Source organism: Nocardia sp. NBC_01009 (assembly GCF_045208035.1).
In the GTDB taxonomy this organism is placed as follows: Bacteria; Actinomycetota; Actinomycetes; order Mycobacteriales; family Mycobacteriaceae; genus Nocardia.
In genome coordinates this window covers 1,173,382-1,196,945 of the sequence record NZ_CP108695.1, presented here as the reverse complement: position 1 = coordinate 1,196,945, position 23,564 = coordinate 1,173,382, and the positions used below count along the sequence as shown (strand labels likewise).

The window sequence follows — 23,564 nt, the reverse complement described above, 5'->3', positions numbered from 1 at the left end:
ACAGAACCCGATCCGACCGTCCGGACTCTTTTGCTTTTTGTGGTTTTCAGCACATTTCCAGCAATCATTCCGAAGTGCTTTACGCCACACGGCGACACCGAAGCATCAGCGCGGCAGCGAAACCCGTCCGCGGGCTATGGCGCGCAGAGGGTGGCGACGGCGCGAATCAGGGCGGCCTGGTGCAGCGCGTCGGCACGCCCCGAGGTCAGGACACCGAAAACGCTGGGAGCAAGCCTTTCCATGCAGTCGGGCGCGGTCAGCTCGTCGCGCTGTGCGGCCAACTGCTCGACGATGTCCACGTTGAGCCGATCGATCCGCGGGCGCACCTTCGACAGATCCGGTGGGGCCGCAGGCGCCGCCGCAGGATCGAATCGCCAGCGTGCGACCAGTCCGCGCTGGACGATCTTGCTGGCCTCGATCTGGCCGGAAAACACCTGCCTGATCCAGTTTTCGGGTAGGTCGCGCCCGGCGCCGAGGCGGGCCATATCGTCGTAGACCTGGGCCTCGCGGCCCGGATCATCGATCGGCGGCTCTGTTCCGAGCTGCTGCGCTGTCGCCCACTTCGCCGCAGCGACCGCATCGGCGGTGTCGAGCCGATCGGCCACCAACTCGACGAGCCCGTGCAGTGACCCGGTGCGCGGCTCGACAGGCGACGCAAGAGCGCTAGCGGGAACCAGCACGACCAGCGCCACCGACAGCAGGACCAGCAGTCCCGACCTCCACGCTCGGAAACGAATCACCGTGCCAGGTTAAGCGGCTGCCCCGCCTCGCTCGGCCCGGCGCGACCGGCGACGGACTTCGTCGGCAGTGCCAACAAGCGGCCACCTCACCTCCGCTCGATTCGGCGCGACCAGCGACAAACTCCGCCCGGCAGTGCCAACAGGCGGCTGCTTCACCCCCGCTCGGCCCGGCGCGACCAGCGACAAACTCCGCCCGGCAGTGCCAACAAGCGGCTGCCTCACCGCCGCTCGATTCGGCGCGAGCGGCGACGAACTCCTTCCACGGCGTGCCACCAGGCAGTCGATCCGCTCGGTTCGACTGCGCCGGGAGCATTTCCGCTCGTGGGGAGGCATCCGGCAACCGAATCTTTGTGAACCTGAACACATCCGCAGGACCGTGCTCGGTGTGTCGGGCCGTGGCCTGTCACGCTGTGACAACGAATCTGTGACAGTTTCGCCAAGCTCGCCACAATGACTGGGACGTAGAGGATGTGAGATCCCATGACGGTCACCGGCATGGTCGCCTGGCTCGGCGGAGGTCTCGAGCGGACGCAGGATGCGACAGCACCCGGCACCGAACTCGATGACCGGCATGAGCACGCAAGTTACGCCGTCACCGGTGCTGTCGTGCTGCTGTTCGCGACGGTGTCCGGCGCGATAGCGACGCTCGCTCTCGCCGCGGCCGACACCTGGCCGTTGCTCGCCATCGTTGCCGCGGCCCTCGTCGTCGCGTTGCTGGCCGGCGCGGTCGCTCGCGCGCTCGCCACCCCACGCCCCGGTGGCACACCGGACCGGCTCGGAGTGATCGCGCGGATCGCCGTAGCGGTATTGGTCGGCGGATTGGTTGCCGAGTTGGCTGCGATCGTCGTTTTCGGTGGTTCCGTCGATCGGCTCTTGGATGAGAAGGCCCAGCGCTCGGTCGCCTCGGCTCCTGCGGTGGTGGCCGCCAACGCCGAGCTGGATCGCGCCCGCGCCGACCGGACCTCGCTGGATCAGACGATCACCAAGGCGCAAACCGACATCGATCACGCACTTGTCATTGCGCGGTGTGAATTCAACCCGAGCCCGGAGTGCCCCCGGACCCGTATCACCGGGGTGCCCGGCCGCGGACCCGAAGCACAGACCGCCAACGACATGCTCGCGGATGCCCGCAAGCAGCTGACGGCGGCACAGGACCGGGTGCCCCCGCTCGACCAGCGCATCGCCGACGACCAAAAGACCGTCCGCGCAGCCGAATCCACCGCTTTCACCGACGCTGACCGCGGCCTCGGCGCGCGCTGGCAGGCCATGAACGAATACACCGGCCACAACGCGGGCGCACTGCCACTTCGGGTGCTGACGATCGTGGCCTTGATTTTCCTGGCATTGCTGCCGCTGATCCTTCGGTGGTGGCGCGGCGAAACCTCCATCGACCGTCGCCTCGCCGCCCAGACTGTGCAGGACCGCGCCGAGCGCGCCGCCGACGCCGAGATCGCCGTCAAACGCGCCGAGGTGCGGACCGAGGCAGCCGCCCTGCGCGCCGAACACGAACTCACCGCGGCGCGACTGGCCGTCGAGGCGGACGCCGCGATCGATCGGGAACGCCAGCGCACCCACATCATCGCCGCTATCGGTGGGCTCGAGCTCGGCATCACCGAGCCGCCGCGCCGCCGCGAACTACCAGCCGCACCGGCTGGCGACCGAGAGGACACCTCCGTGTCTCACGCGACACCGAACCTGCCCGCCACCGTGACAGTGGGCGCACTCGCACCGGCGACCACCACAGCCGCATCGACCCCTGCCGTCGCAGCCCCCACCCCGGCCACTCCCAAAGGCGGCGGCCTCGAACTCCCCATCATCGGCACGGTGCCCTTCTCCGACACGGCGGCCCGTTTCATCCGCCCCCTCGTCCCCGCCTTCGTCGCCAATGCGATCGACTCCGCAACCAACCCGTTGCGCACCGCCCGCCAGGCCTTCGAGGAGGTCGAGGAAATCACCTTCACCCTCCGGCGTACCCGCAAGGTCACCGTCGACTCCCAGGACTCGCACGCACCAGCGATGAACGCCGCCCCCGTCGGCTACCAACTGCCCCCTGGTTCACCCCAGTGGCAGGCCCAGCAGATCGCCTCCACCGTCGTCGACGCGGACTACCAGCAGCAGTACGCGAGCCCGAACGACCCGCGCTATTACTCCGCACTGCCGCCCACCGGTGCGCACGGCTACGGCCTGCCCGCAGCACACACCCACAGCGAGTTGCCCGCACGACACACCCCTGAACTCCCCGGCCGCCCCCAACGCGAACTCCCACCCGGCCACTGACCCCCCACCCCGTCCTGATCCCCTCCCTCGACACCCCACCCGCCGAGCTCCGCACCACCCAATCGAGCGCAGTGAAATGGTTGCTCAGATCCCTCTCGGTAGCCACCATTTCTCTCACCGACCCGGCCGAACACCTCGTGTAGCAACCCGACGCCCACCAGACGGAGTGCCCGGTTGCCACACAGGTGGTGGGCCGGGCGGGGTCCGGGGCCGACACGGGGTGTGGATCGACACGGGTGTGGCGGCCGTCGAGATCGGGGCGGTATCGGATTCAGCGCGATCGTGGTGTGCGCCGACAGCTATCCGCCGCAGCCGGGTGCATGCCCGACAGTGGCGTGCGGCGCACCTACGACCGGACCCGCAGCCGGAACGCCACCGCCGCGGCGAGGAGCATCACCGCCGAAGTGCCGATGGCCGCGATGTGGATGCCCGACACGAACGCCTCGTGCACCGAGGTCAGGAACTCGGCACCGACGGATTCTGGTAATCCGCGCGCTACTTCTGTGGCACCGCCCAAGGATTCGGACGCGGTTTTCGCATGCTCGGCAGGGATCAGCGACAGCTCCAGGCCGTTGCGGAATACCGCCATGACCACGCTGCCGAGCACCGCAACGCCCAGCGCGATGCCGGTCTCGTACGCCGTTTCCGAGACCGCCGCCGCCGCACCGGCTCGCGCCGCAGGCGCGGAGCTGACCACCAGATCCGACGAGATCGTCAGCGAGACACCGACACCGGCGCCGGTGAACAGGAAGGCGACGATGAATGTCACGTTGCTCGTCGCATCGGCACCGAGTAGCAGGAATAGTGCCGAACCCATAGCCGCAACCAGCAGCGAACCACTGAGCACCAGGCCGGGCCGCAGATACCGCACCAACCATGCGGACCCGAGCGCCGCGATCACGTTGGCCGCAAGACCGGGCAACAGCAGCAGGCCCGCCTCCAAGGGCGAGTGGCCGAGCACGAGTTGCAGGTACTGCGAGGCGAAGAACAGCTCGCCGGCCAGCGCGAACACCGAAAGCAGGCTGGTGAGCACCGCGATGCGAAACCTCGGCAATGCAAACAGCTTCAGATCGATCATCGGGTGCTCGAGACCGCACTGCCGATGCACGAACAACACACCGGCGAGCACGCCGATCGCACCGATGCCGACCATTCCCAGGCTGGGACCGTGGGCAGCGCTCTCCTTGACCGCGTACACCACCGGCACCAGGGCCAGCATGGACAGCACGGCACTCGGCAGGTCGAACCGGCCGGGGTTCGGATCACGGGATTCCGGAAGGAGGACCGGGCCGAGCACCAGCAGTGCCAGCATGACCGGCAGGTTCACCAGGAACACCGAGCCCCACCAGTAGTGCTCGAGCAGCCAGCCGCCCAATAGCGGACCTGCCGCCGCGCCACCGCCTGCCATCGCACTCCAGACCGCGATGGCGACCGTGCGCTGGCGCGGATCGAGGAACATCGAGCGGATCAAACCCAGCGTTGCGGGCATCAGGGTCGCACCGGCGACACCTTGCAGCACGCGGGCGGCGATGAGCATCTCGGGCGAAACCGACCACGCCGCGATCGCCGACGCGACCGCGAAGCCGACGCCACCCATCAGCAGCAGCCGGCGCCGCCCGATCCGGTCACCGAGGTTGCCCATCACCACCAGCAGACCGGCGAGGACGAACGAATACACGTCGATGATCCACAGCAGCTGCGGTGTGGTCGGCGTCAGATCGGCGCTGATCGCGGGCACCGCGAGGTCGAGCACCGTGGCGTCGACGGCGAGCAGCAGCAGCGCGAGTGCGAGCACGGCGAGGCCGGCCCAGTCGCGGGTGGTGGCGCGGGGCGGGGCGGTGGTCCCCGTCGCCGGCCCGAAATCGTTCCGGGTGTCCTTCGTGGTCTGTGTGCTCATCGACTTTCCCGACTCTCGTCGCGGCTTCTTACCGTCCAGACGGTACAGTAAATCTACATTACCGTCCAGTCGGTATAGTCATCCGAGTGACGGCAACCACCCGCGACCGCATCCTGGACGCGCTCGAAACCCTGCTGCTGGAAAAGGGCATGTCCCAGGTGACGCTGGAGAGCGTCGCCGCGACCGCAGGCGTCTCCAAAGGCGGCCTGCTCTACCACTTCAAGAGCAAGGACGCCCTACTCGCCGGCCTGGTCAGACGCCTCGGCGAACGCGCGGAACAGCACCTCGGCGACGCCGTCGCGCACGGCACCTCGGTCGCCGAGTGGTACCTGCAGACCCCGAACCCCGACGACACCGCGGAAGCGGTGGAACTCGAGGTCTACCGATCCATGCTTGCGACCATGCGCACCATCGATGCCAGCTCAGGCCCGGACACCGACGAGGTGCAGCAGGCACTCACCGACATGCTGAACGCCTGGTCGACCGGCCTCGACGAGGAAATCGACGACCCGGTGCGCGCCGACATCGTCCGGCTGGTCGGCGACGGCGTGTACCTGCGGGCACTGCTCGGTTTGCCGCCCATCGAGCCGCAGCGGTACCGGGCCGTCGTGGATCGCCTACTCGAACGCTGAGCGGAGAGGTTCCCGCTCTGCTACCGGCGAAGCCGCCCGGCACGCTCTAGACTCGGCCCCGTGCAACCAGCCGCCGAGCAGGCCGGTGCCGTCGGGGCGGGAGATCATCCATCACCAGGGTCACCTGGGCCGACGGTGCCGATCCGTCCACTGCGCTTTCGTGAACTGCTCGACGAGCCGTTCGCGCTGATCCAGGCGAACATCGTCGTACTGGCCTGCTCGACGGTGGTCGGATTGGTCGTCGCCGAGCTGATCGTTGTCGCGATCACCGCTGGCGTGTCGCACCTGACGCACGGCTCCGACCAGGGCACCCGATGGGCTGCGATCCTGTCGACGGCGGCCTGCGCCTGGTTGCTGCGGTTCGTGCTGCGCGGGCTGACCGTCGCCATCGGGCTTGCCAGTGTCGCCGGATCCCCGATCGGGTGGCGCACCGCGCTGCGCAGGACGGCGACCGTCGGCACGCCCCTGCTGGTGTTCCACGTGCTGTTCACGCTGGTCGGGGTGAGCGTGCTGGCGCTGGGCAGCATTCTTGTCGTCACCTTCCCGCTCGGGCTGCTGTGGCTCGGTTATCTGCGGGCCCAGCGGTTCGTCGCGGTGCCGGTGATGTTCGTCGAGCGGGCCTCGCATGCCACGGCGGTGGCGCGTTCGCAACTGCTCGTCGCCGGAGCGGAGTGGCCGACCGCGGGGCTGTGGCTGTGCCAGCGCGGCCTGATGGTGCTGCTGGCCGTGCCGCTGCTCGGCATCCCGTGGTTCCTCTCGGATTTCTCGGGCACGCACCGCTGGCAGGTCATCGTGCTCACCACCTCGGCGGTGCTGTTGATCGTCGCCTTCGGTGAGGTCGTCGAGGCGGCGACACGCGTGGTGTCGTATGTGGATCGGCGTTGCCGCCGTGAGGGACTCGATATTCGGGTGCCGGAGGCACGATGACCGACGCCGAGCACCCAACCGACAACCTCACCCCCGAGACCTGGCCTCCGGTGCACGAGCCGGCGGCCCCACCGCCGCCTCGGCTCGGCGCGGCCGCGCATCATCGCGCCGCCGCCGAGTCGGCCGCCGAGCACCGTGACTTCGATGCCGCGCTGCGCGAACGCTTCCGCGCCGTGCTGCGCGGGCTCGAGCAGGGCGGCCTACTCGAGGTACGTCGCTCGCGCACTGCACGGGAGACCGCCGACGACGCCACCACCGTGCTACCGCTCGAGGCCGCGACCGAACTCCATCCCGCCGCTTACAGTTTCGACGAAATCGTCTACGGCGGCAGGCACGCCACCGAAGATGAATACCGCAGCCTCGAATATGCCGACCGATACTCCGGCGCCGCGCCGCCGCCCGCACCGGAACCTGCCGAAGTGGCGGTCACCGAAAAACCGCCGCGAACGCGCAGGCAACGGCCCCCACTGCCGGAACTGCTTCGCAGCCCGAAGTTCTGGGTTGGTCTCGCGGGCGTGGTCGTACTCCTGCTGCTGCTCTACGCGATGTTGAACGCCTGTGGTGCGCCGGACCCCCAGACACCGCAGAAACCGCCGCGGATGCCGCCGCCGACGGACTACCCCGACAGCCCGGACATCGACGCACCCGGTGCCGGCGCAGGCCAGGATTCCATCTTCAGCCGACTACCTGGACCGGTCGCCTTCGGCGGACTCCAGTTCCTGATCGCCGCAGCGCTATTGGTGTGGTGGCGGGCCCGCCGCCGCGGCGCGCTCGTCGGTGAGCCGCGGCCGGTCGAGGTCGCGGCGAACGAACTGCTCGCCGGGCAGGCCGCGCTGTATCGCCGATCCAAGGACTACGAACATGTCGCGTCGAAGCTGCGCGCGGCGACCCTGCGCCGCATCCGCCCGCACCTCGGCGCCACCGCCGAAACTACTCCGGACCGACTGATCGCCGCAGTCAGCACGCGCATCGGCGCAGACCCGAGCATGGTCGGCTCGACCCTGTATGGTCCGGTGCCCGACACGGACACCTTGCATCTTGTTGCCGCACAACTCGAATGGATCGAGGCGGAGGTCGGATGAGGCATCATCACCCAACGCTCGTCCACCTGGTGGGGTCACCGGATCACCCGCGCGACACCGGAGGGTGGAGGAGACATCACCACCCAGCGCCTATCCGGGTAGTCGGGTTACGGAATCACCCACACGACGCCGGAGGGCGGACGAGACATCACCACCCAGCGCCTATCCGGGTAGTCGGGTTACGGAATCACCCACACGACGCCGGAGGGCGGACGAGACATCACCACCCAGCGCCCATCCGCGCGGCCGGGCTACGGAATCACCCACACGACACCGGAGGGTGGATGGGGCATCGTCGCCGAGCGCTCATACCGCCGATGGGGTGCGGTAACCCCGGCACGACACAGGAGGTCGGATGACCAGCATGACCAACACCAACCACACCCCCACCGCCGAAGAGGCGGGTGCTGCCTTCGCCGCGTTGCGCGCCGAGATCGGTAAAGCGGTGGTCGGCAATGACACCGCGATCATGTACCTGGTTCTCGCGCTGCTGTGCCGCGGCCACGTGCTGTTGGAAGGTGTTCCCGGCGTGGCGAAAACGCTGCTGGTTCGGGCGTTGGCGACGGCGTTGGACCTCGAGCATGCCCGCGTCCAGTTCACACCGGACCTGATGCCCGCCGACGTCACCGGCTCGCAGATCTACGACCCGCACTCGGCGGAGTTCACCTTCCGGCACGGGCCGGTGTTCACCAATCTGCTGCTTGCCGACGAAATCAACCGCACCCCGCCGAAGACGCAGTCGGCGCTGCTGGAATCCATGGAGGAGCGCCAGGTCTCGGTCGACGGCAAGCCACGGCCGCTGCCCGATCCGTTCGTGGTGGTCGCCACCCAGAACCCCATCGAGCAGGAGGGCACCTACCCGTTGCCGGAGGCGCAGCTGGACCGGTTCCTGTTCAAGGTCGACATCCAATTGCCCGGTCGCGATGACGAATTCCGCATCCTGCAGCGGCACGCCGCCGGATTCGATCCGCGCGATCTGGCCGCCGCCGGGCTGCGGCCGGTCGCGGGACCGGCGCATATCGCCGCAGGCCGGGCCGCGGTCTCGCACGTCACCATCAGCCCGGAGGTGCTCGCCTACACCGTGGACATCTGCCGGGCCACCCGCACTTCGCCCGCCGTCCAGCACGGTGCGTCCACGCGCGGCGCCACCGCCCTGATGGCGGCCGCGCGCGCGTTCGCCTGGCTCAACGGGCGCGGCTTCGTGACGCCCGACGACGTGAAATCGGTGGCGGTTGCGGTGCTGCGACACCGCCTGCACCTGCGACCCGAGGCGGAGCTGGACGGGGTGACGACCGAGGGCGTGATGTCGTCGCTGCTGCTGTCGGTCCCGGTCCCGGTGTAGCTCGTGGTCGTCACCGGTCGGCTGGCCGCCGCGGGCGCGGTGGTCGCGCTGTTCGTCGTCTTCGTCATGCCGACCTGGCTCGGGGTGGCCTTGATGACGAGTGCGCTTGCCGCCGCTGTGCTCGTCGATCTGGGCTCGGTCGCGCGCCCGCGCGACCTCACTCTCAGCAGAGCACCGCTGACCGTCGTCCGCCTCGGCCGCAGCACCGAGGTGGAGCTCGTCGTGCTCAACAGCGGAACCCGCACCGTGCGCGGCACCCTGTGGGACGACTGGCCCGGCAGCGCACGCGCCGTACACCGCGCGCACCGACTGGATCTGACGCACAACACTCGGACGCGCGTGCACACCACGCTCACGCCGACCTACCGCGGCGATCGAGCGGCGGGCCCGGTCACGCTGCGTCTGATCGGCCCGTTGGGCGTCGCGGGCCGGCAGACCCGGCGCAGCGTGCCCGCGCGGGTGCGCGCGCTGCCGCCGTTCCGCAGCGAACGCCTGATGCAGTCGAAAGTGAAACGGCTGCAACATCTCGAGGGTCGCAATGTCGCGAACCTGCGCGGCCAGGGCACCGAGTTCGACTCGTTCCGTGAGTACGTCCCGGGCGACGACGTGCGGTCCATCGACTGGAGCGCCACCGCACGAGCTACCGACGTGCTGGTGCGCACCTGGCGTCCGGAACGCAACCGGCACATGCTGATGCTGCTCGACACCGGTCGCATCAGTGCCGGCCGGGTCGGCAGTCCTGGGCACATCGACGACGGCACCCGACTGGACGCGAGCATCGAGGCCGCCCTACTGCTCGGCGGGCTGGCCGCCGCGGCGGGCGATTCGGTGGATCTGCTCGCCTTCGACAGGAAGGTCCGGGCGGAGGTTCGCGGTGTCGGTGGAAAAGGGTTGCAGCTGAAGCTGATGCACGCGATGGCGGGCATCAGCCCCGCCCTGGTCGACACCGACAGCGCGGGAATGGTCCGCGCGACCATCCAACGCACCCGCCGCCGCAGCCTGGTGGTCTGGTTCACCAGCCTCGACGGCGCCGCGGTGCAGGAGAACCTGCTTCCGGTGCTGCCCGTGCTCGCCCAACGGCACCGGGTCTTGATCGTCTCCGTCACCGACCCTGAGATCGCCGCGGCCGCCGCGCGCCGCGACACCAGCGCCGACCTCTACCTCGCCGCCACCGCGGAGACCATCCTCGCCGAGCGCGCGCTGGTGCAGGACTCGCTGCGCCGCAGGGGAATCGCGGTCGTCTCCGCGCCCCCGGACCGCCTGCCGGAGGCCTTGGCCGACGAGTACCTCGAACTGAAGCAATCCGGAACTATGTGAGCGCCGCAGCGGTAGACATCAACCGCGGATAGCGACCATGGTGAACGGTGAGACAGCCGCCGGTGCGGCAGGCAGTGCCCGGCGTTGGCGTTCGGCAATCACCGCGCCGAGCACCTGCACCGGCGGATAACCCAGGGGCGGCCGAATCTGCAGCCGCTCGCAGAGCGCACTGACAAGTGCCTGGCCGAGATTCGCCTGCACGGCCGGAGTGAGCGTGCGGACCCGTGTCAGGTATTGACGCACCGAGAGTGCGAGATCCTCGGGGAGGCCGGAGAGGTCGAGCTGTCCGGCCCAGCCTGCGAGCCAGGGCGGGGCGGTGGCGAGCGCGGGCCGCGGCAGGCTCGTCTGGGCATGCACCACAACGGTTCCGGCGAGCACGTCACCGATGCGGCGCGCGTTCGGAGAACACATCGAGGTGAGCACCGCGATGGCGCCGAAACCGCCGAGGACCCAGAAATCGACGATGCCGCCCGCAAGGCCGCGGGTGAGCGCATGCCGGAAATCGATCGGTCCGCCGTCGGCGCGCACCACCCGCAGGCCGATCATCACCTTGCCGACCGTGCGCCCGTGCATCAGGGTTTCGCAGGCAACCGGGTAGCCGATGAGCACCCCGACGATCGCCACCAGCACCGCCACATCCATCCACGCCGAGTCCGCGCCCGCGGCGGCCAGCACTGCGGCGGCCGCGAACAACAGCGAGCAACCCAGCGCGAACTGCACCACGACGTCGATGAGGAAAGCAGTCGCTCTGGTGGGGATTCGTGCGATCGGCAGCTCGAGCGCGACCGCTTCGCCGGTAGTGAATTCAGCCATGTCGAATAGCATTCTTCCGACCAGTGGTGAGGGAGGCAACCAATGGACGTCGACGCGTACAGCTACACCCACCGTCGGTCCTGGGACCGGTTGGACTATCTGGCCCGACGCCGATCGCTGAGCGGCGCCGAGGCGGACGAGCTCGTTGCGCTGTACCGGCGGACCTCACAGCAGCTGGCTCGGTTGCAGTCGCACAGTCCCGACCCCGAACTCATCGCCGGGCTCAGCGCATTGCTGGCGCGGGCGCGCGGCAAGGTGCTCGGCACCAAGGCCGATACCTGGGCGGAGATCGGCAGGTTCTGCACCCACCGGTTCCCTGCGGCGGTCTATCGGGCCTGGCCGTGGTGGGTGAGCGTCGCGGCGGTGTTCCTTGTGGTGTCGGGCGGGCTCGCGGTGTGGGTACAAGGGTCCGGTGCGGCGCACAACCTACTCGGGCTCCCTGACAACACCGACGCACTCACCGAACCGGGCGGCAAGTTCGAGACCTACTACTCGGAGCATCCGCAGGGTGCGTTCGCCGCGCAGGTGTGGACGAACAACGCGTGGGTGTCGGCGATCGCGTTGTTCACCGGTGTGCTGATCCTGCCTGCGGTGTACCTGCTGTTCATGAACGCGCTCAATGTGGGTGTCAGCGCCGGGCTCATGGCCGAGGCAGGCAGGCTCGACTCGTTCTTCGGGTTCATCCTGCCGCACGGGATGCTCGAGCTGACCGCGGTTTTCGTGGCGGGCGGGGCGGGATTGAAGCTGGGCTGGACGCTGATCGATCCGGGTCGGGCCAGCAGGCTCGAGGCGGTGGCGCGGCAGGGACGAGCCACCGCGGTGATCGCGCTCGGCTTGGTCGGTGTCCTGCTGGTGTCCGGCTTCCTGGAGGGTTTCGTCACACCGAGCCCGCTGCCGGCGTCGGCGCGCATCGCGATCGGGTTCGTCGCCGAAGTCTTGTTCCTGGTCTATGTGTTCGGCGCGGGTCGGCGCGCGGCGCTCGAGCAGGAGGTGGTAGTGGTGGGGAACCCTGCCGAGGATCGCTGGCAGACAACGCCGAGCACACGGTGAGTGAAATGACTCCGGGCAATCGGTAGCAACGATGCGCTACAGCCTGGTTTTCGACTCCCCCATTTGAGTTCCGCTGGCCGCAGCGAGTCCAGCTCAGCTGCGGCCAGCGTTACCGTCAACTGTACACAATCGTTATCCGCACGCAACCCTCCACGCCGAGGTCGAGCGTATAAAGCAGCACGCCAGCAAACCCATGTGGGCGCATGGTTTTTCACTACTCCAGCTAACCCATGGCGGCACTGCGGGCGCCGAGTTACCGGCCCACAAAGGATCTCTGCCACGCGATACCGCGCGGCGATCCTTAACCACCGCGCGGCGCATCAAACATTCTCCGAACGATTAGCTGGAGCCATTCAATAGATCTCTCCATGGTCGCCAGACATGCGTCACCACCTGCGTGTTTAGTGGCCACTAATGGAGATAGCTGGACAGTGGATGAACAGAAAGCGACTCAAGGTTTGTTTAATGCGTAATAAACAAGATATGTGCCATGAGGTGCCGCACGTAGGTATACCGATGGCCCGTCAAGATCAGAAATAACCAGTTGCGCAAAGGTGGTTGCTCATGCCATCGGCTCCGCGGCCATCAGCAGCGCGACCGCAACTATGTAGCCGTGTGTGATCTTCGCCTCATCACCTCCGAGAACGCGCTCGAATCAAGCGAAATCCGCACAGTGGCAGATGTTTCACCGCGCTGCCGACAACACCCGGGAATGCGTCGGACGGCCCCCGCGCACCGAGCGCGAGGGCCGTCCGACGAACCTCGGTCAGGCCTCGGCGAGACCGACCCGAGCGTGCACCAACCGCATCGGCCGCGGGGCGTACCAGGCGGCCCGGCCGAGCAGGCGCATCGCTACCGGCACCAGCACGCCACGCACCAGCGTCGCGTCGATCAGAATCGCCAAACCCGCACCGAGTCCGAAGAACTGGATGAACCGGACATCACTGGTGGTGAAGGCGAGGAAGCTGATCGAGATCAGCGCCGCGGCGGTGGTGACGAGCCTGCCGGTCCTGGCCAAGCCCTCGACGACCGCGTCACCCGCGGACACGCCATGGTCGCGCAACTCCTTGATCCGGCTGATCACGAACACCTCGTAGTCCATCGACAGGCCGAAGGTGATGCAGAACAACAGCAGCAACATCGACACGTCCAGTGGCGCGGGTGTGAAACCGATCAGGCCGGACAGGTGGCCGTCCTGGAAGATGAACACCATCAGGCCGAGGGTCGCGGCCAGGCTCAGCACGTTCGACAGCAGGGCGCGCAGCGGCTGCACGATGCTGCCGGTGAACAGGAACAGCAGCACGAAGGTCGTCAGCACGATCCAGCCGATCGCGATGGGCAGCTTCGACCCGATCGAGGCGAGGCTGTCGCGCAGCTCGGCGGCCTGCCCGCCGACCAAGGCGCTCGCCCCGGCCGGGCTCGGCACCTCGCGCACCTTGTCGACCAGCTCACGAGCGGCGCTCGAGTTGAGGTCCAGGTCGGTGAGCACGGCCAACCGCTGCGCCTCGGGACGGGCGAACCTGGCATCGGCGGGTGAGGTCGCGGACTGTGCGCCGCGCACGAAAGTGCCCGCGCTGGAATCGACCTGTGTGACGTGCTCCACCAGTGACAGGGTGCGCGCGTAGTCCGCAAGCGGGCCTGCGGCCACCCCGGCCGTCGTGACCACCGACAGCGCGTTGGCGTCGCCGCCGCCGAAATCGTCGCGCATCGCATCACCGACCTGCCGCACCTCGGCGCTGGTGGGCAGCACCCGATCGTCGGGGGTGCCGAACTGCACATTCAGCAGCGGCGCCGCGGCAAGCAGCAGCACCGCAACCACCGGAACGCCGGCCAGCGCCGGCCTGCGCATCGCGAAACCGGCGACGCCTGCCCAGAACGGCGTCGCGTCACCACGGATCCCGCGGACGCCGGGCACCCGCCAGGCATCGGTGCGTGCACCGAGCACCACGAGCAGCGCGGGCAACACGACTACCGCGGCCAGTGCGGAGATGCCCACGACACCGATCCCGCCGTAGGCGAACGAGCGCAGGAAGTACTGCGGGAAGATCACCAGGGCCGAGAGTGCCGCGACCACCGTCGCCGCGCTGAACACGATGGTGCGGCCGGCCGTCGATACCGCCGCGACCACCGCGTCGGACGGCTCCGCGCCTGCCGCGCGCCGTTCCCGGAATCGGCTGACCATCAGCAATCCGTAGTCGACCGCGAGCCCGAGTCCGAGGCCGGTGGTGAGGTTCACCGCGTAGATCGACACATCGGTGACCGAGCCCAGGATCGCGAGTTCGGCGAAGGTACCCAGAATGGCGATTCCGCCGACGACCAGGGTGAGCAGCGCGGCGATCACATTGCCGAAGGCGAGCACCAGCAGTGCCAGGATCAAAGGCACTGCAACGGCTTCCGCGAGACCGAGATCCTTGCCGATCTGCTCGGTGATCGAATGGAAGATCGCGGAGCTGCCGCCGATGCGAATCTGCGCGACCGGGCCGTCGGCACGGTAGTCCTCGACGATCGCCTCGGCGTCCTTCTCCTTGTCGGCGGCGGCCTTGGCCGAACTGCCCGCAAGGATGACGGCCGCGGTTCCGTCGGCGGACCGCATCGCAGGCGATCCGGTCTCCCAATACGAGACGACATTGGTGAGCCTGCTGTCGGCCGCGAGTCGGTGCACCAGGTCCCGGCCGAGATCGGCGACACCGGTGTCGTCGACGGTGCCGGTCTTCGCGCCGATCAGGAAGACGTAGTCGGTGTCCGCACCGAACTTATCCGCCAATCGGCTCGTTGCGGCGCTGGACTGCGCGTGCGGATCCTCCTGCCCTCCTGGCTGCATTTTGCTGAACGCGGTTGCGCCGACCACACCGCCCGCGAGCAGCGCGAATACGCCGACGACGAGTATCCAGCGGGCGTGGCGGACGGTGAATCTGCCGAGTCTTTCGAACATGTCGGGCCTCCCCGATCGAGAATGTTTACGGTCGCAAACTTGATGGGTGTTAACTTGCCACGGGATGTGTGCGGGTGTCAACATCGAAAGGATGACGAACTCGGAATCAGCGACCAAGCGCGGCCACCGCGAAGGCCCGTACCACCACGGCGACCTGCGCAACGCGCTCGCGCGCGCCGCCGCCGAGCTCGCGGAAACCGGCGGGCCGGAGGCGGTGACCGTGCGCGCGGCCGCCCGGCTGGTCGGTGTCACGCCGACCGCGGCCTACCGCCACTTCACCAATCACGAACAACTGCTCGGCGCGGCGCAGGCCGAGGCACAGCAGAGCTTGTTCGGGGCGATGTCCACCGGTGTGCAATCCCTTGGCCCCGAGGCACACGCGATCTTGCGCCTGAATGCGGTCGGCCGCGGGTATATCGCCTTCGCCAGAGCGGAACCCGGGTTGTTCCGCACCGCCTTCTGCGAAACCGGCCCCGTCGACGGAGCACCGGAAGACTCGCCTGCGTTCACCCTGTTGTCCGCACTGCTCGACGAGCTCGTCGAGATCGGCTACATGAATCCGGCACACCGCCCCGATGCCGACATCGCGGCGTGGGCAATGGTGCACGGACTTGCCGCACTGATGGTCGAAGGGCCCATCCGCGGCCTGGACGACGCCGCACGAGAACAGGCCATCACCCACACCCTCGCCATCATCCAGCGTGGACTCGCCACCGGCCCGAACGCCTCCGGCTGATCCCCTGCACGATCGGGTATCGGAGCGAGCTCGAAGGCCGGCGGGCCGGGCTACTGCGAAATCTCCTATCGCACAGGCTGTGCAGACTCAGCACGGCACAGCCTGTGCAGACTCGTGACGCCCGGTGCGCGGCCGAACGTCACTGCCGCGCATTCGAGCCCACAATCTGGGCGTGTATCCACAAGCACTGCACTGAGCGGTCCACACACTCGACAACCACTCACAGGTGTCACGCAGGTATGCACAGGGCCTGTGGAAAGTCTCAATCATCGGTCGAGACCAAAAGTGTTGTGCCGCACTATCCACAGGCACGTCCACCGGGAACGATTCACAGGGTGCCGGCCGTGGATCCTCAGCATCGAATGGCCGTGCGGCGGCGTGTCAACGGATGCGCAGTATCCCGGTGATCGTGCCCTGCAGGACCTCGCCACCATGGGTGACCAGCGGCGATGTCTGCAGCGGGTCGTCGACGGCGGTACCGGGCAGCGGCCTGCTCGAGGTGACGGAGCCGGTGTCCGGATCGATGACTGTGAAGGCGTAACCGTCCAGCGGCGTCGTGGTGTCGAGACCGATTCGCGTCACTGTGTATATCGCACTGTCGACTGTGGATAGATGCGGAACGGCGGCGCTGCGCACCGTGTTCTCCCAGACCGTGTGGCACCCCGCGTCGTCGACGTCGACGCGAGTCATACCGCCGATGAACGGCGCGGTGGCCGGAACCGCCTGGCCCGCACCCTCGGGGACAGCGGGATACGGATAGCCAAAGGTGCTGGCGACAAACAGCGAGCGGCCGATGCCGATCGGTGAATTCTCGCTGCCTGCACCGCCCTTCGTGAGCACCGGCTGTGTGCACACCAACTGGCCGCTGCCCGAACGGAAGACCAGCGCATTGACCCGGCCGTCGGCGTTGTCCACAATCGTCAGGAAATCGGCGCCGGTGTTCGGACCGAAATAGGTAGGCGTGGAACCGGTTCCCCAGCTGAGCTGGCCGGGCTTGCGCGCCCGGCCGCGATCGTAGGCCGCACGCCAGAGCACCTCGGGTCGTCCCGCCGCGGCCCGCAATTCATAGAGGGCGTGCGTGGTCGCGACGGCGATGCGCCCGCTCGGTGCCGCGGAAATGCTGTTGGCGACCTGCTCGCCCGCGGGCAGCGCGACGACCGCCGCCCGACCCGTGGGCGCAACCAGTCCGACCAGGCCCTTGCCGGTAGCAAACCAGACATTGCCGGACCAATCCGGAACGAGCCCGGTGACGTTGTCGCCGACCGGAATTGCCGAGGAGAGATCGGTCGACGACTCGACCGCGAGCCGCCACCCGCCTGCCGCATCACGGGTGTGGGCGACGCGCAGCAACGTGCGGTTCCCGTCCACGACCACCAGCCGGTCGGCGTTGTCCAGGTAGGCGTAGACGCCGCCGAGCAGACTGCCCTTGGCCAAGGTGAGCGAAGCCAGCGAGGTACCGAGTGGTGCACCACCGGCCGGATCGAGCAGGTGTAGGACCGGAGCTTGTCCCGCGATCGCGGTGCACAGCGCGACCACGAGTCCGTCCGAGCCCTGCAGCAGCGTCGGACACGCCGCCGCAAGCGGATAAACGCCCACCGACACGTTGCCGGGTCCAGGGCCTGCCAAAGGTGTCGCGTCCGACGAGCCGGCGTCACCGTGCATGGTCGCGGTGCCGAGCGGCCCGAGATGCGGGTTGGGCGGCGCCAGCGGACCCCACTGCCCCGCCGCGTCGGCGGTGCTCGCGGGCACGAGCGCTAGTGCGCAGGCGGCCAGGAGAATCAGCGGTGATCGCATCCGGTCATCCTTCCGTTCCACAGCGTGGCCTTCGATCGAATCCGATCCGGCGTGGCAGCAACAGTATTCGAGACGCCGATGATCCAAATAGCGCCGTAGCGGTGGCGACGATGGCGCCATGAATGGAGTCCGGGCGCGACTGCTGTCCACCCTCGCCGGTCAGCTCGGCAACCCACACGGCGTGCTCGGCAAGGGCGTCGCCTTCATCCTCAACCGCGGCAACCGCCGTGCCATCGCCGGTGCGATCGACGCCGCGGCGATCACGCCGGGCAGTACCGTCGCGGACATCGGCTTCGGCGGCGGAGCGGGGCTCTCGTTGCTGCTGGAACGGGTCGGCGCCATGGGAACCGTGCACGGCATCGAGATCTCCGATGACATGCTGACACGAGCCCGCTCTGCCCATGCCCGCGAAATCGACTCGGGCCGAATGCATCTCGCCGAGGGTTCGCTGGCCGCCCTCCCGCTGGCCGACGACAGCCTCGACGCCTCGATCACGGTCAACACCCTCTACTTCGTGCCCGACCTGGACGCCGCCTGCGCCGAACTCGCCCGCGTCGACCGGGCGGGCGGCCACCTCGTGATCGGCATCGGCGCTGCCGACGCCATGGCAAAAATACCGTTCACCGCCTACGGATTCACGTTGCGGCCGGTGCCCGAGGTGATCGACGCGCTGGAACGCGCCGGGTGTTCCGTTACGCACCACGAGCTGCCCAACCCGCCGATCCCACACCACCTACTGGTCGCCACGCCCGCGTAGGGACTACATCAAAGCCCCGCCGTCGATGCGGATCTCGGTCCCGGTCATGTAGCGGCCGTCATCGGAGGCGACCATGGCGACCACGCCCGCAATATCGTCCGGGGTCCCGAGCGCGCCACCGTTGAGCCAGCCGGTCAACCGCGCGAACAGACTCGGGTCGAAACCCTCCGGCTGATCCCGAATGGATTTCGTGGTGATACCGCTGGTGATGCCCGCGGGCACGATATTGACAGCGCGCAGCCCCTGCTTGGCGTACTCCAGCGCGATGGCGTGGGTGAATGCATTGACTCCGCCCTTGGAGGCGGCGTAGGCAGCAAGGTAGGGCGCGGCGCTGAAGGCCGCAGTAGAGGACAGATTCACGACGACGCCGTGCCCGGTTTCCACGAGCGCGGGCAGCGCGCTCTGGGTCATCAGGAAGGTTCCGGTGAGGTTCACCGAGATCACCTGATTCCACACTTCCAACGGCATTTCATCGGTGCGGGCGGGCCGCAGGATGCCCGCGGCGTTCACCAGCACATCGAGACCACCGAGAAATTCGAGCGCCGAGCTCGTCGCGGTGCGCACCGACTCGGGATCGGCGACGTTCACCTGCACAGTCCGCAGCCGGTCGGCGGCATCGCCTGCCTTCGCCGCGGTGGCCTCCAGGCCGGGCTGGTCGATGTCGGCGGCGACCAACTGCGCCCCCTCGTCGAGCAGCCGCAGGGCAATGCCCTGACCGATGCCCGATCCCGCTCCGGTGACCAATACTCGACGGCCCTCGTATCTACGCATGCCAAAAATTAGAACAGGTTCTCATAGGGAGTCAATATGTTCGCGCTGCGCATTTCGGTGCCACAGAACTGCAACACGTTCTAGCCTGGACTCATGTCGTCGGCAACCCGCGATGCATTCCAACCCGCCATGCTCGGGCCGGTCCAGCTGCGCAACCGCATCATCAAGGCCGCGACGTTCGAGGGACGCACACCGGACGCGCTGGTCACCGACGATCTCATCGAGTTTCACCGCAGAGTCGCCGCGGGCGGCGCGGCACTGACCACCGTCGCCTACTGCGCTGTGGCGCCGGAGGGCCGCACCGATCGTCATCAGATCTGGATGCGCGCCGACGCCGTGCCCGGACTGCAACGACTCACCGACGCGGTACACGCCGAGGGCGGTGCGGTCTCCGCACAGCTCGGCCACGCGGGCCCGGTCGCCAACGCGGCTTCCAACCGCGCACCGGCGCTGGCGCCCAGCAGACAGCTCAGCCCCATCAGCATGCGCGTCACGCATGCGGCGACCGAGACCGATATCCGGCGCATCATCGCCGCACACGCCGAGTCTGCGAGGCTCGCGGTGCGTGCCGGATTCGACGCCGTGGAGCTACATTTCGGCCACAACTATCTGATCAGCGCCTTCCTCAGCCCGGCGCTGAACAAACGCTCCGACTCCTACGGCGGCACCCTGGCCAACCGTGCGCGCCTGGCCAGGCAGACCGCCGAGGCGGTGCGCAACGAGGTCGGCAACGAGATCGCGGTGCTCGCGAAGTTCAATATGGACGACGGCGTGCGCGGCGGGTTCGGCATCGAGGAAAGCCGCACCGTCGCACAGTGGCTGGCCGAGGACGGAAACCTCGACGCTCTCGAACTCACCGTCGGCAGCTCGCTGCGCAATCCCATGTACCTGTTCCGCGGCGACGTCCCCTTGCGCGAGTTCGCCGCCCAATTCCCGCAACCGCAGCGCTTGGGAATTCGCCTGATCGGGCGGAAATTCCTGCGCACCTATCCCTACCGCGACGCCTACCTCCTCGACGAGGCGGCACGCTTCCGCGCCGACCTCGACCTCCCACTGATCCTGCTCGGCGGCATCGCCTCCCGCGCGGCGATCGACACCGCCATGGCACACGGTTTCGACTTCGTCGCCATGGCGCGCGCACTGCTCTACGACCCCGAACTGATCAATCGGATGCGTGCCGACGAGATATCGGTCTCGCCGTGTACGCACTGCAACCAGTGCATGCCGACGATCTATCAGGGCACTCGCTGCGTGCTGACCACCCCGGCGGCCGATCCCGCACACACCGCGTAACCAGCACCGAAAGCCGTGTCAGCGCGCTGTCAGCACCGGTCGGCATCGTCCCTCTCATCGACAACGCCACTGCGGTTCATCGCCACAGTGACAGCACATCCGATGAGGAGAACAAACCATGTACGTCTTCGCCGCCGTCTTGCAACTGCTGATCGCCCTCGCATTCGTGAGCATCCCGCTGGTGCGCCACCGCTACGGCGCCGCCGCGAAAACCGCCGCCGAGGCGGAACTGCAGCGGCAGGGCATTCCCGCGTCGGTGCTGAAGGAGAACAACCTCAGCTTCGACGCCAGCGGCCACGAGACGATCGTCCCCGCGACCGTCGCCCTGATCATGACGGTCCTCGCCGCCCTCCAGCTGACCGGCAACCACTGGGGCCAGACCCTGTCCTGGATCTTCCAGCCGCTGGTGCTCGTCGGCAACGTGCTCATCATCTACAGCAATCTGACCGCCGCGAAGTCCGTTCAGGCCGCTTTCGCTCGCAAGGGCGACCCGATGCTGGCGCGCATCGACGCGACCGCCCTGCTGAAGGCCGCGGAAAGCGGCTTCCCGCGCTGGGTGATGCCCATCCTCCAGAACATTCGCCACGCCGTGGTGATGGGTGGTTCGATCCTCATCCTCATCCTCATCCTCATCGCACTCGTCGTCGCCTGAGACCCGGTTCCCGGTATCGGGACGAGCGAATACACGAAAAACGCGGAGGCCGGTGTGGCCGGCTCGGTGCGCAGCGCCGACAGTGACAGGGCGCGCAGCAGACACAACCAACCGATACCGCCGAGCACCATCCGCAGGTAGTTCAGATTGGTCCACAAGGTGACGAAGGATTCGACATGTTCGGGCGTCCAGTCAGCGCCACCGGACTGGAACATCAGCATCTGCGGAACGAAGTAGGCGTAGCTGAACACCGCGTAGCAGGTCATCGCCGCCGCACCGGCGATCCACCAGCGCCGGGCCGCCGTGGGCGTCCGGCTGGCAATGACGAGGTTCACGAGGGCGAGCAGCGCGACCACTGGTGAAACAAACGGCCAGAATGCGCGCCCCGCCCGCTTCATACCGGACTCCTCCATCGCCGTGAGCGTCTGCTCGGGGGGCACGTCGGCCCACAAAGGAACGATGCCGAGCTTCTCGTACCATCCCGCTCCGAACTGGATCCCCACGAAAATCACCAGCAACCAGAGGGGGATCGCCCGCTTCGTCGTCATGCAGATACTCGTCGATGCGAGTGAACGCGCGCTCAAGCGATACTGCACTACCGCGAACATCTGGCCGAGGTCGTCGGTATCAGCCAGGCGGCCATGATCGACCCCGCGTTCGCGGCGCGCTGGCGCGAAATCCACAGCAGCGCAAATACGCTCATCGCTCGCGATATCCGCGCGGCCCAGGCCGCGGACTACTGTCCCGGGCTCGATCCCGAGATCGCCGCATCGGCATTGACCGCCATGATCGAACAGTTCTGCCTCACCTGGCAGCACCAGAACGACAGTCCTCACATCGAGCCCACCGACGAGGCCGCCGTCGAGACCCTGTGGCAATTGTGGGGCCACGCGGTGTATTGGACCGACCCGCTTCCGGTGAGCACATCCGACGAGTGACGCCCGGTCGACCGGCACATCCGTCCTATGCGGTGTCGACTTCCGAAGTCGTTGGGGCCGTGGCGGTCTCGAATGTGCCGGGTTGCCGGCGGACGAATATCGCGACCGGGACCGCGGTGATCAGCAGCGCGACGCCGGCGACGGTGAGGGCGAGATGGGTGGCGTCGGTGAACGCGTGCTGGATGGCGTTGTGGACCGGTCCGGCGACGGCGGGAGGGAGGGCAGAGCTGTGCTCGCCCGCTGCGGCGGCGGACACGACGGCGTCGGTGAGCGGCCGAGGCAGGTCGGCAGCACGGAGTTCGTCGCGGAGGTTGTCGGCGAACCGCGTCGTCAGGATGGTGCCCAGAACGCTGGCACCCAGTACATTGCCGACCTGGCGGAACAAGTTGACCGTGGCGCTGGCCATACCTGCCTGGTGTGGTGCGACGCTGTTGACCGCCGCCGCGGTAGCGGGTGCGATGAGCATGCCGCTGCCGATACCGGCGAGCAGTAGTCCGGGCCAGATCCGGCCGAACCCGGTACCGGGTGGACTGGCGAGGAGCGCGAAGATGCCGGCGGCCATGACGACGAGGCCGAGTGTGAGCATCGTCGTGAACCCGATGCGATGCACGATACGGGCGGCGACGGCGCTGATGAGGACGAAGGGGCCGAACATCACCAGGAGCCGCACGGCGGCGGCAAGGACCGTAGTTCCCTGCACGTGCTGCAGGTAGAGCACGGTGACCAGCGCGGTGCCGGTGAATCCCAGCAGGGTGACCGCGGCCGTGCCCATCACGGCGCTGAAGGATCCGGACCGGAAGAGCTTCAGGTCCAGCATGGGATCGGGATGGCGGGCTTCGTACCGGATGAACGCCAGCAGTGACACGGCCAGCACAGCGTAGGCACACAGGATGCGGACCTCGGTGTATCCCAGTGAGCCGCCTTCGATCACCGCATAGGTCAGTGCCGCGATGGCGAGGGTGCCCAGCACCATCCCGACGGGATCGAGTGCCCGGGTGGGGAGTCTGCTCTCGGGAATCAGTGTCACCGCGCCGAGAAGGGCAACCACACCGAGTACGACATTGATCAGGTAGATCGCATGCCAGGAGAACGCACCCACCAGCACCCCCGCTCCCAGCGGACCGATCGCCAGGCCGATTCCGGAACTTCCGGCCCAGATACTAACGGCCTCGGTGCGTTCGCGCATATCGGTGAAGGTGTGGCTGATGATGGCCAGGCTGGTGGGCAACACCATCGCGCCGCCGATTCCCATGATGGCCTGGGCGGCAATCAACACGACCGTGTTGTGCGCGGCGAATGCCACAGCACTGCCCGCCGCGAAGACGGCCGCGCCGGTGGCGAAGATCAGCCGCCGGCCGATGAGATCCCCGACGGTCCCGCTGCCGAGCACCAGACTGGCCACGACCAGGCTGTAGGCACTGGCGACCCAGACGGCCATCGACGACGAGGGGTGCAGATCGGCCTGGATGGTGGCGAGCCCTCCGAGCGTGGAGGAGACATTGACGAAAGCCATCATCGGGCCGATGCACACCACGGCCAGGATCCACCACCGACCACGGGACGTTGCGTCGTGATCGGCGGATGTGGTCACCTCATTACGTGTCACGGCATTCC

Annotated in this window: 19 protein-coding genes; 12 read left to right on the top strand and 7 right to left on the bottom strand. The window is 67.8% G+C overall.

Going from position 1 to position 23,564, the window contains the following annotated elements:
• Positions 1-134: 134 nt before the first annotated feature.
• Positions 135-740, bottom strand: a complete 606-nt coding sequence (gene aroQ / locus OHA42_RS05360; RefSeq protein ID WP_406235061.1) for a gamma subclass chorismate mutase AroQ — start codon at positions 738-740, stop codon at positions 135-137.
• Positions 741-1,220: 480 nt separating this feature from the next.
• On the opposite strand from aroQ, the gene OHA42_RS05355 reads away from it, so the two are divergent.
• Entirely contained in the window at positions 1,221-3,017 is a 1,797-nt protein-coding gene (locus tag OHA42_RS05355) for a DUF4407 domain-containing protein (RefSeq protein ID WP_406235059.1), read from the top strand.
• 346 nt (positions 3,018-3,363) lie between these two features.
• On the opposite strand, the gene OHA42_RS05350 is transcribed toward OHA42_RS05355, so the two are convergent.
• Entirely contained in the window at positions 3,364-4,914 is a 1,551-nt protein-coding gene (locus tag OHA42_RS05350) for an MFS transporter (RefSeq protein ID WP_406235057.1), read from the bottom strand.
• 86 nt (positions 4,915-5,000) lie between these two features.
• On the opposite strand from OHA42_RS05350, the gene OHA42_RS05345 reads away from it, so the two are divergent.
• The 5 genes from OHA42_RS05345 to OHA42_RS05325 all read left to right on the top strand — a co-directional run bounded on the left by OHA42_RS05345 (position 5,001) and on the right by OHA42_RS05325 (position 10,214).
• Complete coding sequence (locus OHA42_RS05345) at positions 5,001-5,546, top strand: TetR/AcrR family transcriptional regulator (protein ID WP_406235056.1); 546 nt, start codon at positions 5,001-5,003, stop codon at positions 5,544-5,546.
• A 60-nt stretch (positions 5,547-5,606) separates the two neighbouring features.
• Positions 5,607-6,473 carry a hypothetical protein gene (locus OHA42_RS05340; RefSeq protein ID WP_406235054.1) on the top strand — a complete coding sequence of 289 codons (867 nt, stop codon included), beginning with the start codon at positions 5,607-5,609 and terminating at the stop codon, positions 6,471-6,473.
• Positions 6,470-7,555 carry a DUF4129 domain-containing protein gene (locus OHA42_RS05335; protein WP_406235052.1) on the top strand — a complete coding sequence of 362 codons (1,086 nt, stop codon included), beginning with the start codon at positions 6,470-6,472 and terminating at the stop codon, positions 7,553-7,555. The genes OHA42_RS05340 and OHA42_RS05335 overlap by 4 nt, the downstream gene beginning before the upstream one ends.
• A 355-nt stretch (positions 7,556-7,910) precedes the next feature.
• Positions 7,911-8,897: an AAA family ATPase gene (locus tag OHA42_RS05330; protein ID WP_406235050.1), complete on the top strand. Its 987-nt coding sequence runs from the start codon at positions 7,911-7,913 to the stop codon at positions 8,895-8,897.
• Between the two features lie 3 nt (positions 8,898-8,900).
• On the top strand, positions 8,901-10,214 hold the full coding sequence (locus tag OHA42_RS05325; protein WP_406235048.1) for a DUF58 domain-containing protein: 1,314 nt from the start codon (positions 8,901-8,903) through the stop codon (positions 10,212-10,214).
• Positions 10,215-10,232: 18 nt separating this feature from the next.
• Here the strand turns inward: OHA42_RS05325 and OHA42_RS05320 are convergent, their stop codons facing one another.
• Entirely contained in the window at positions 10,233-11,027 is a 795-nt protein-coding gene (locus tag OHA42_RS05320; protein WP_406235046.1) for an RDD family protein, read from the bottom strand.
• A gap of 42 nt (positions 11,028-11,069) precedes the next feature.
• Here OHA42_RS05320 and OHA42_RS05315 point away from each other — a divergent pair, with 42 nt between their 5' ends.
• The gene (locus tag OHA42_RS05315) at positions 11,070-12,077 is read left to right on the top strand and encodes a stage II sporulation protein M (RefSeq protein WP_406235044.1); all 1,008 of its coding nucleotides are present in this window, start codon (positions 11,070-11,072) and stop codon (positions 12,075-12,077) included.
• A 766-nt stretch (positions 12,078-12,843) separates the two neighbouring features.
• Here OHA42_RS05315 and OHA42_RS05310 read toward each other — a convergent pair.
• Positions 12,844-15,009, bottom strand: a complete 2,166-nt coding sequence (locus OHA42_RS05310) for an MMPL family transporter (RefSeq protein ID WP_406235042.1) — start codon at positions 15,007-15,009, stop codon at positions 12,844-12,846.
• Between the two features lie 91 nt (positions 15,010-15,100).
• On the opposite strand from OHA42_RS05310, the gene OHA42_RS05305 reads away from it, so the two are divergent.
• Entirely contained in the window at positions 15,101-15,745 is a 645-nt protein-coding gene (locus tag OHA42_RS05305) for a WHG domain-containing protein (protein ID WP_406235040.1), read from the top strand.
• A gap of 381 nt (positions 15,746-16,126) precedes the next feature.
• On the opposite strand, the gene OHA42_RS05300 is transcribed toward OHA42_RS05305, so the two are convergent.
• The gene (locus OHA42_RS05300) at positions 16,127-17,539 is read right to left on the bottom strand and encodes a hypothetical protein (RefSeq protein ID WP_406235038.1); all 1,413 of its coding nucleotides are present in this window, start codon (positions 17,537-17,539) and stop codon (positions 16,127-16,129) included.
• Positions 17,540-17,657: 118 nt separating this feature from the next.
• Here OHA42_RS05300 and OHA42_RS05295 point away from each other — a divergent pair, with 118 nt between their 5' ends.
• Complete coding sequence (locus tag OHA42_RS05295; RefSeq protein WP_406235036.1) at positions 17,658-18,296, top strand: methyltransferase domain-containing protein; 639 nt, start codon at positions 17,658-17,660, stop codon at positions 18,294-18,296.
• Between the two features lie 3 nt (positions 18,297-18,299).
• On the opposite strand, the gene OHA42_RS05290 is transcribed toward OHA42_RS05295, so the two are convergent.
• Positions 18,300-19,067: an SDR family NAD(P)-dependent oxidoreductase gene (locus OHA42_RS05290; RefSeq protein WP_406235035.1), complete on the bottom strand. Its 768-nt coding sequence runs from the start codon at positions 19,065-19,067 to the stop codon at positions 18,300-18,302.
• Positions 19,068-19,160: 93 nt separating this feature from the next.
• On the opposite strand from OHA42_RS05290, the gene OHA42_RS05285 reads away from it, so the two are divergent.
• From OHA42_RS05285 to OHA42_RS05275, 3 genes are all read left to right on the top strand, one after another.
• Positions 19,161-20,360 carry an NADH:flavin oxidoreductase gene (locus tag OHA42_RS05285; RefSeq protein ID WP_406235034.1) on the top strand — a complete coding sequence of 400 codons (1,200 nt, stop codon included), beginning with the start codon at positions 19,161-19,163 and terminating at the stop codon, positions 20,358-20,360.
• 166 nt (positions 20,361-20,526) lie between these two features.
• Positions 20,527-21,012, top strand: a complete 486-nt coding sequence (locus tag OHA42_RS05280; RefSeq protein ID WP_406235032.1) for a hypothetical protein — start codon at positions 20,527-20,529, stop codon at positions 21,010-21,012.
• A 641-nt stretch (positions 21,013-21,653) separates the two neighbouring features.
• Positions 21,654-21,950, top strand: a complete 297-nt coding sequence (locus tag OHA42_RS05275; protein ID WP_406235031.1) for a hypothetical protein — start codon at positions 21,654-21,656, stop codon at positions 21,948-21,950.
• A gap of 25 nt (positions 21,951-21,975) precedes the next feature.
• On the opposite strand, the gene OHA42_RS05270 is transcribed toward OHA42_RS05275, so the two are convergent.
• On the bottom strand, positions 21,976-23,556 hold the full coding sequence (locus OHA42_RS05270) for an MFS transporter (RefSeq protein ID WP_406235029.1): 1,581 nt from the start codon (positions 23,554-23,556) through the stop codon (positions 21,976-21,978).
• Between the last annotated feature and the right edge of the window lie 8 nt (positions 23,557-23,564).

Bases quoted from the DNA above. Each gene is read 5' to 3' on its own strand.
- OHA42_RS05335 (WP_406235052.1), top strand. From the start codon at position 6,470: ATGACCGACGCCGAGCACCCAACCGACAACCTCACCCCCGAGACCTGG.
- OHA42_RS05290 (WP_406235035.1), bottom strand. From the start codon at position 19,067: ATGCGTAGATACGAGGGCCGTCGAGTATTGGTCACCGGAGCGGGATCG.
- OHA42_RS05355 (WP_406235059.1), top strand. From the start codon at position 1,221: ATGACGGTCACCGGCATGGTCGCCTGGCTCGGCGGAGGTCTCGAGCGG.
- OHA42_RS05330 (WP_406235050.1), top strand. From the start codon at position 7,911: ATGACCAGCATGACCAACACCAACCACACCCCCACCGCCGAAGAGGCG.
- OHA42_RS05285 (WP_406235034.1), top strand. From the start codon at position 19,161: ATGTCGTCGGCAACCCGCGATGCATTCCAACCCGCCATGCTCGGGCCG.
- OHA42_RS05275 (WP_406235031.1), top strand. From the start codon at position 21,654: ATGATCGACCCCGCGTTCGCGGCGCGCTGGCGCGAAATCCACAGCAGC.
- OHA42_RS05310 (WP_406235042.1), bottom strand. From the start codon at position 15,009: ATGTTCGAAAGACTCGGCAGATTCACCGTCCGCCACGCCCGCTGGATA.
- OHA42_RS05315 (WP_406235044.1), top strand. From the start codon at position 11,070: ATGGACGTCGACGCGTACAGCTACACCCACCGTCGGTCCTGGGACCGG.
- OHA42_RS05350 (WP_406235057.1), bottom strand. From the start codon at position 4,914: ATGAGCACACAGACCACGAAGGACACCCGGAACGATTTCGGGCCGGCG.
- OHA42_RS05295 (WP_406235036.1), top strand. From the start codon at position 17,658: ATGAATGGAGTCCGGGCGCGACTGCTGTCCACCCTCGCCGGTCAGCTC.
- OHA42_RS05320 (WP_406235046.1), bottom strand. From the start codon at position 11,027: ATGGCTGAATTCACTACCGGCGAAGCGGTCGCGCTCGAGCTGCCGATC.
- OHA42_RS05300 (WP_406235038.1), bottom strand. From the start codon at position 17,539: ATGCGATCACCGCTGATTCTCCTGGCCGCCTGCGCACTAGCGCTCGTG.
- OHA42_RS05305 (WP_406235040.1), top strand. From the start codon at position 15,101: ATGACGAACTCGGAATCAGCGACCAAGCGCGGCCACCGCGAAGGCCCG.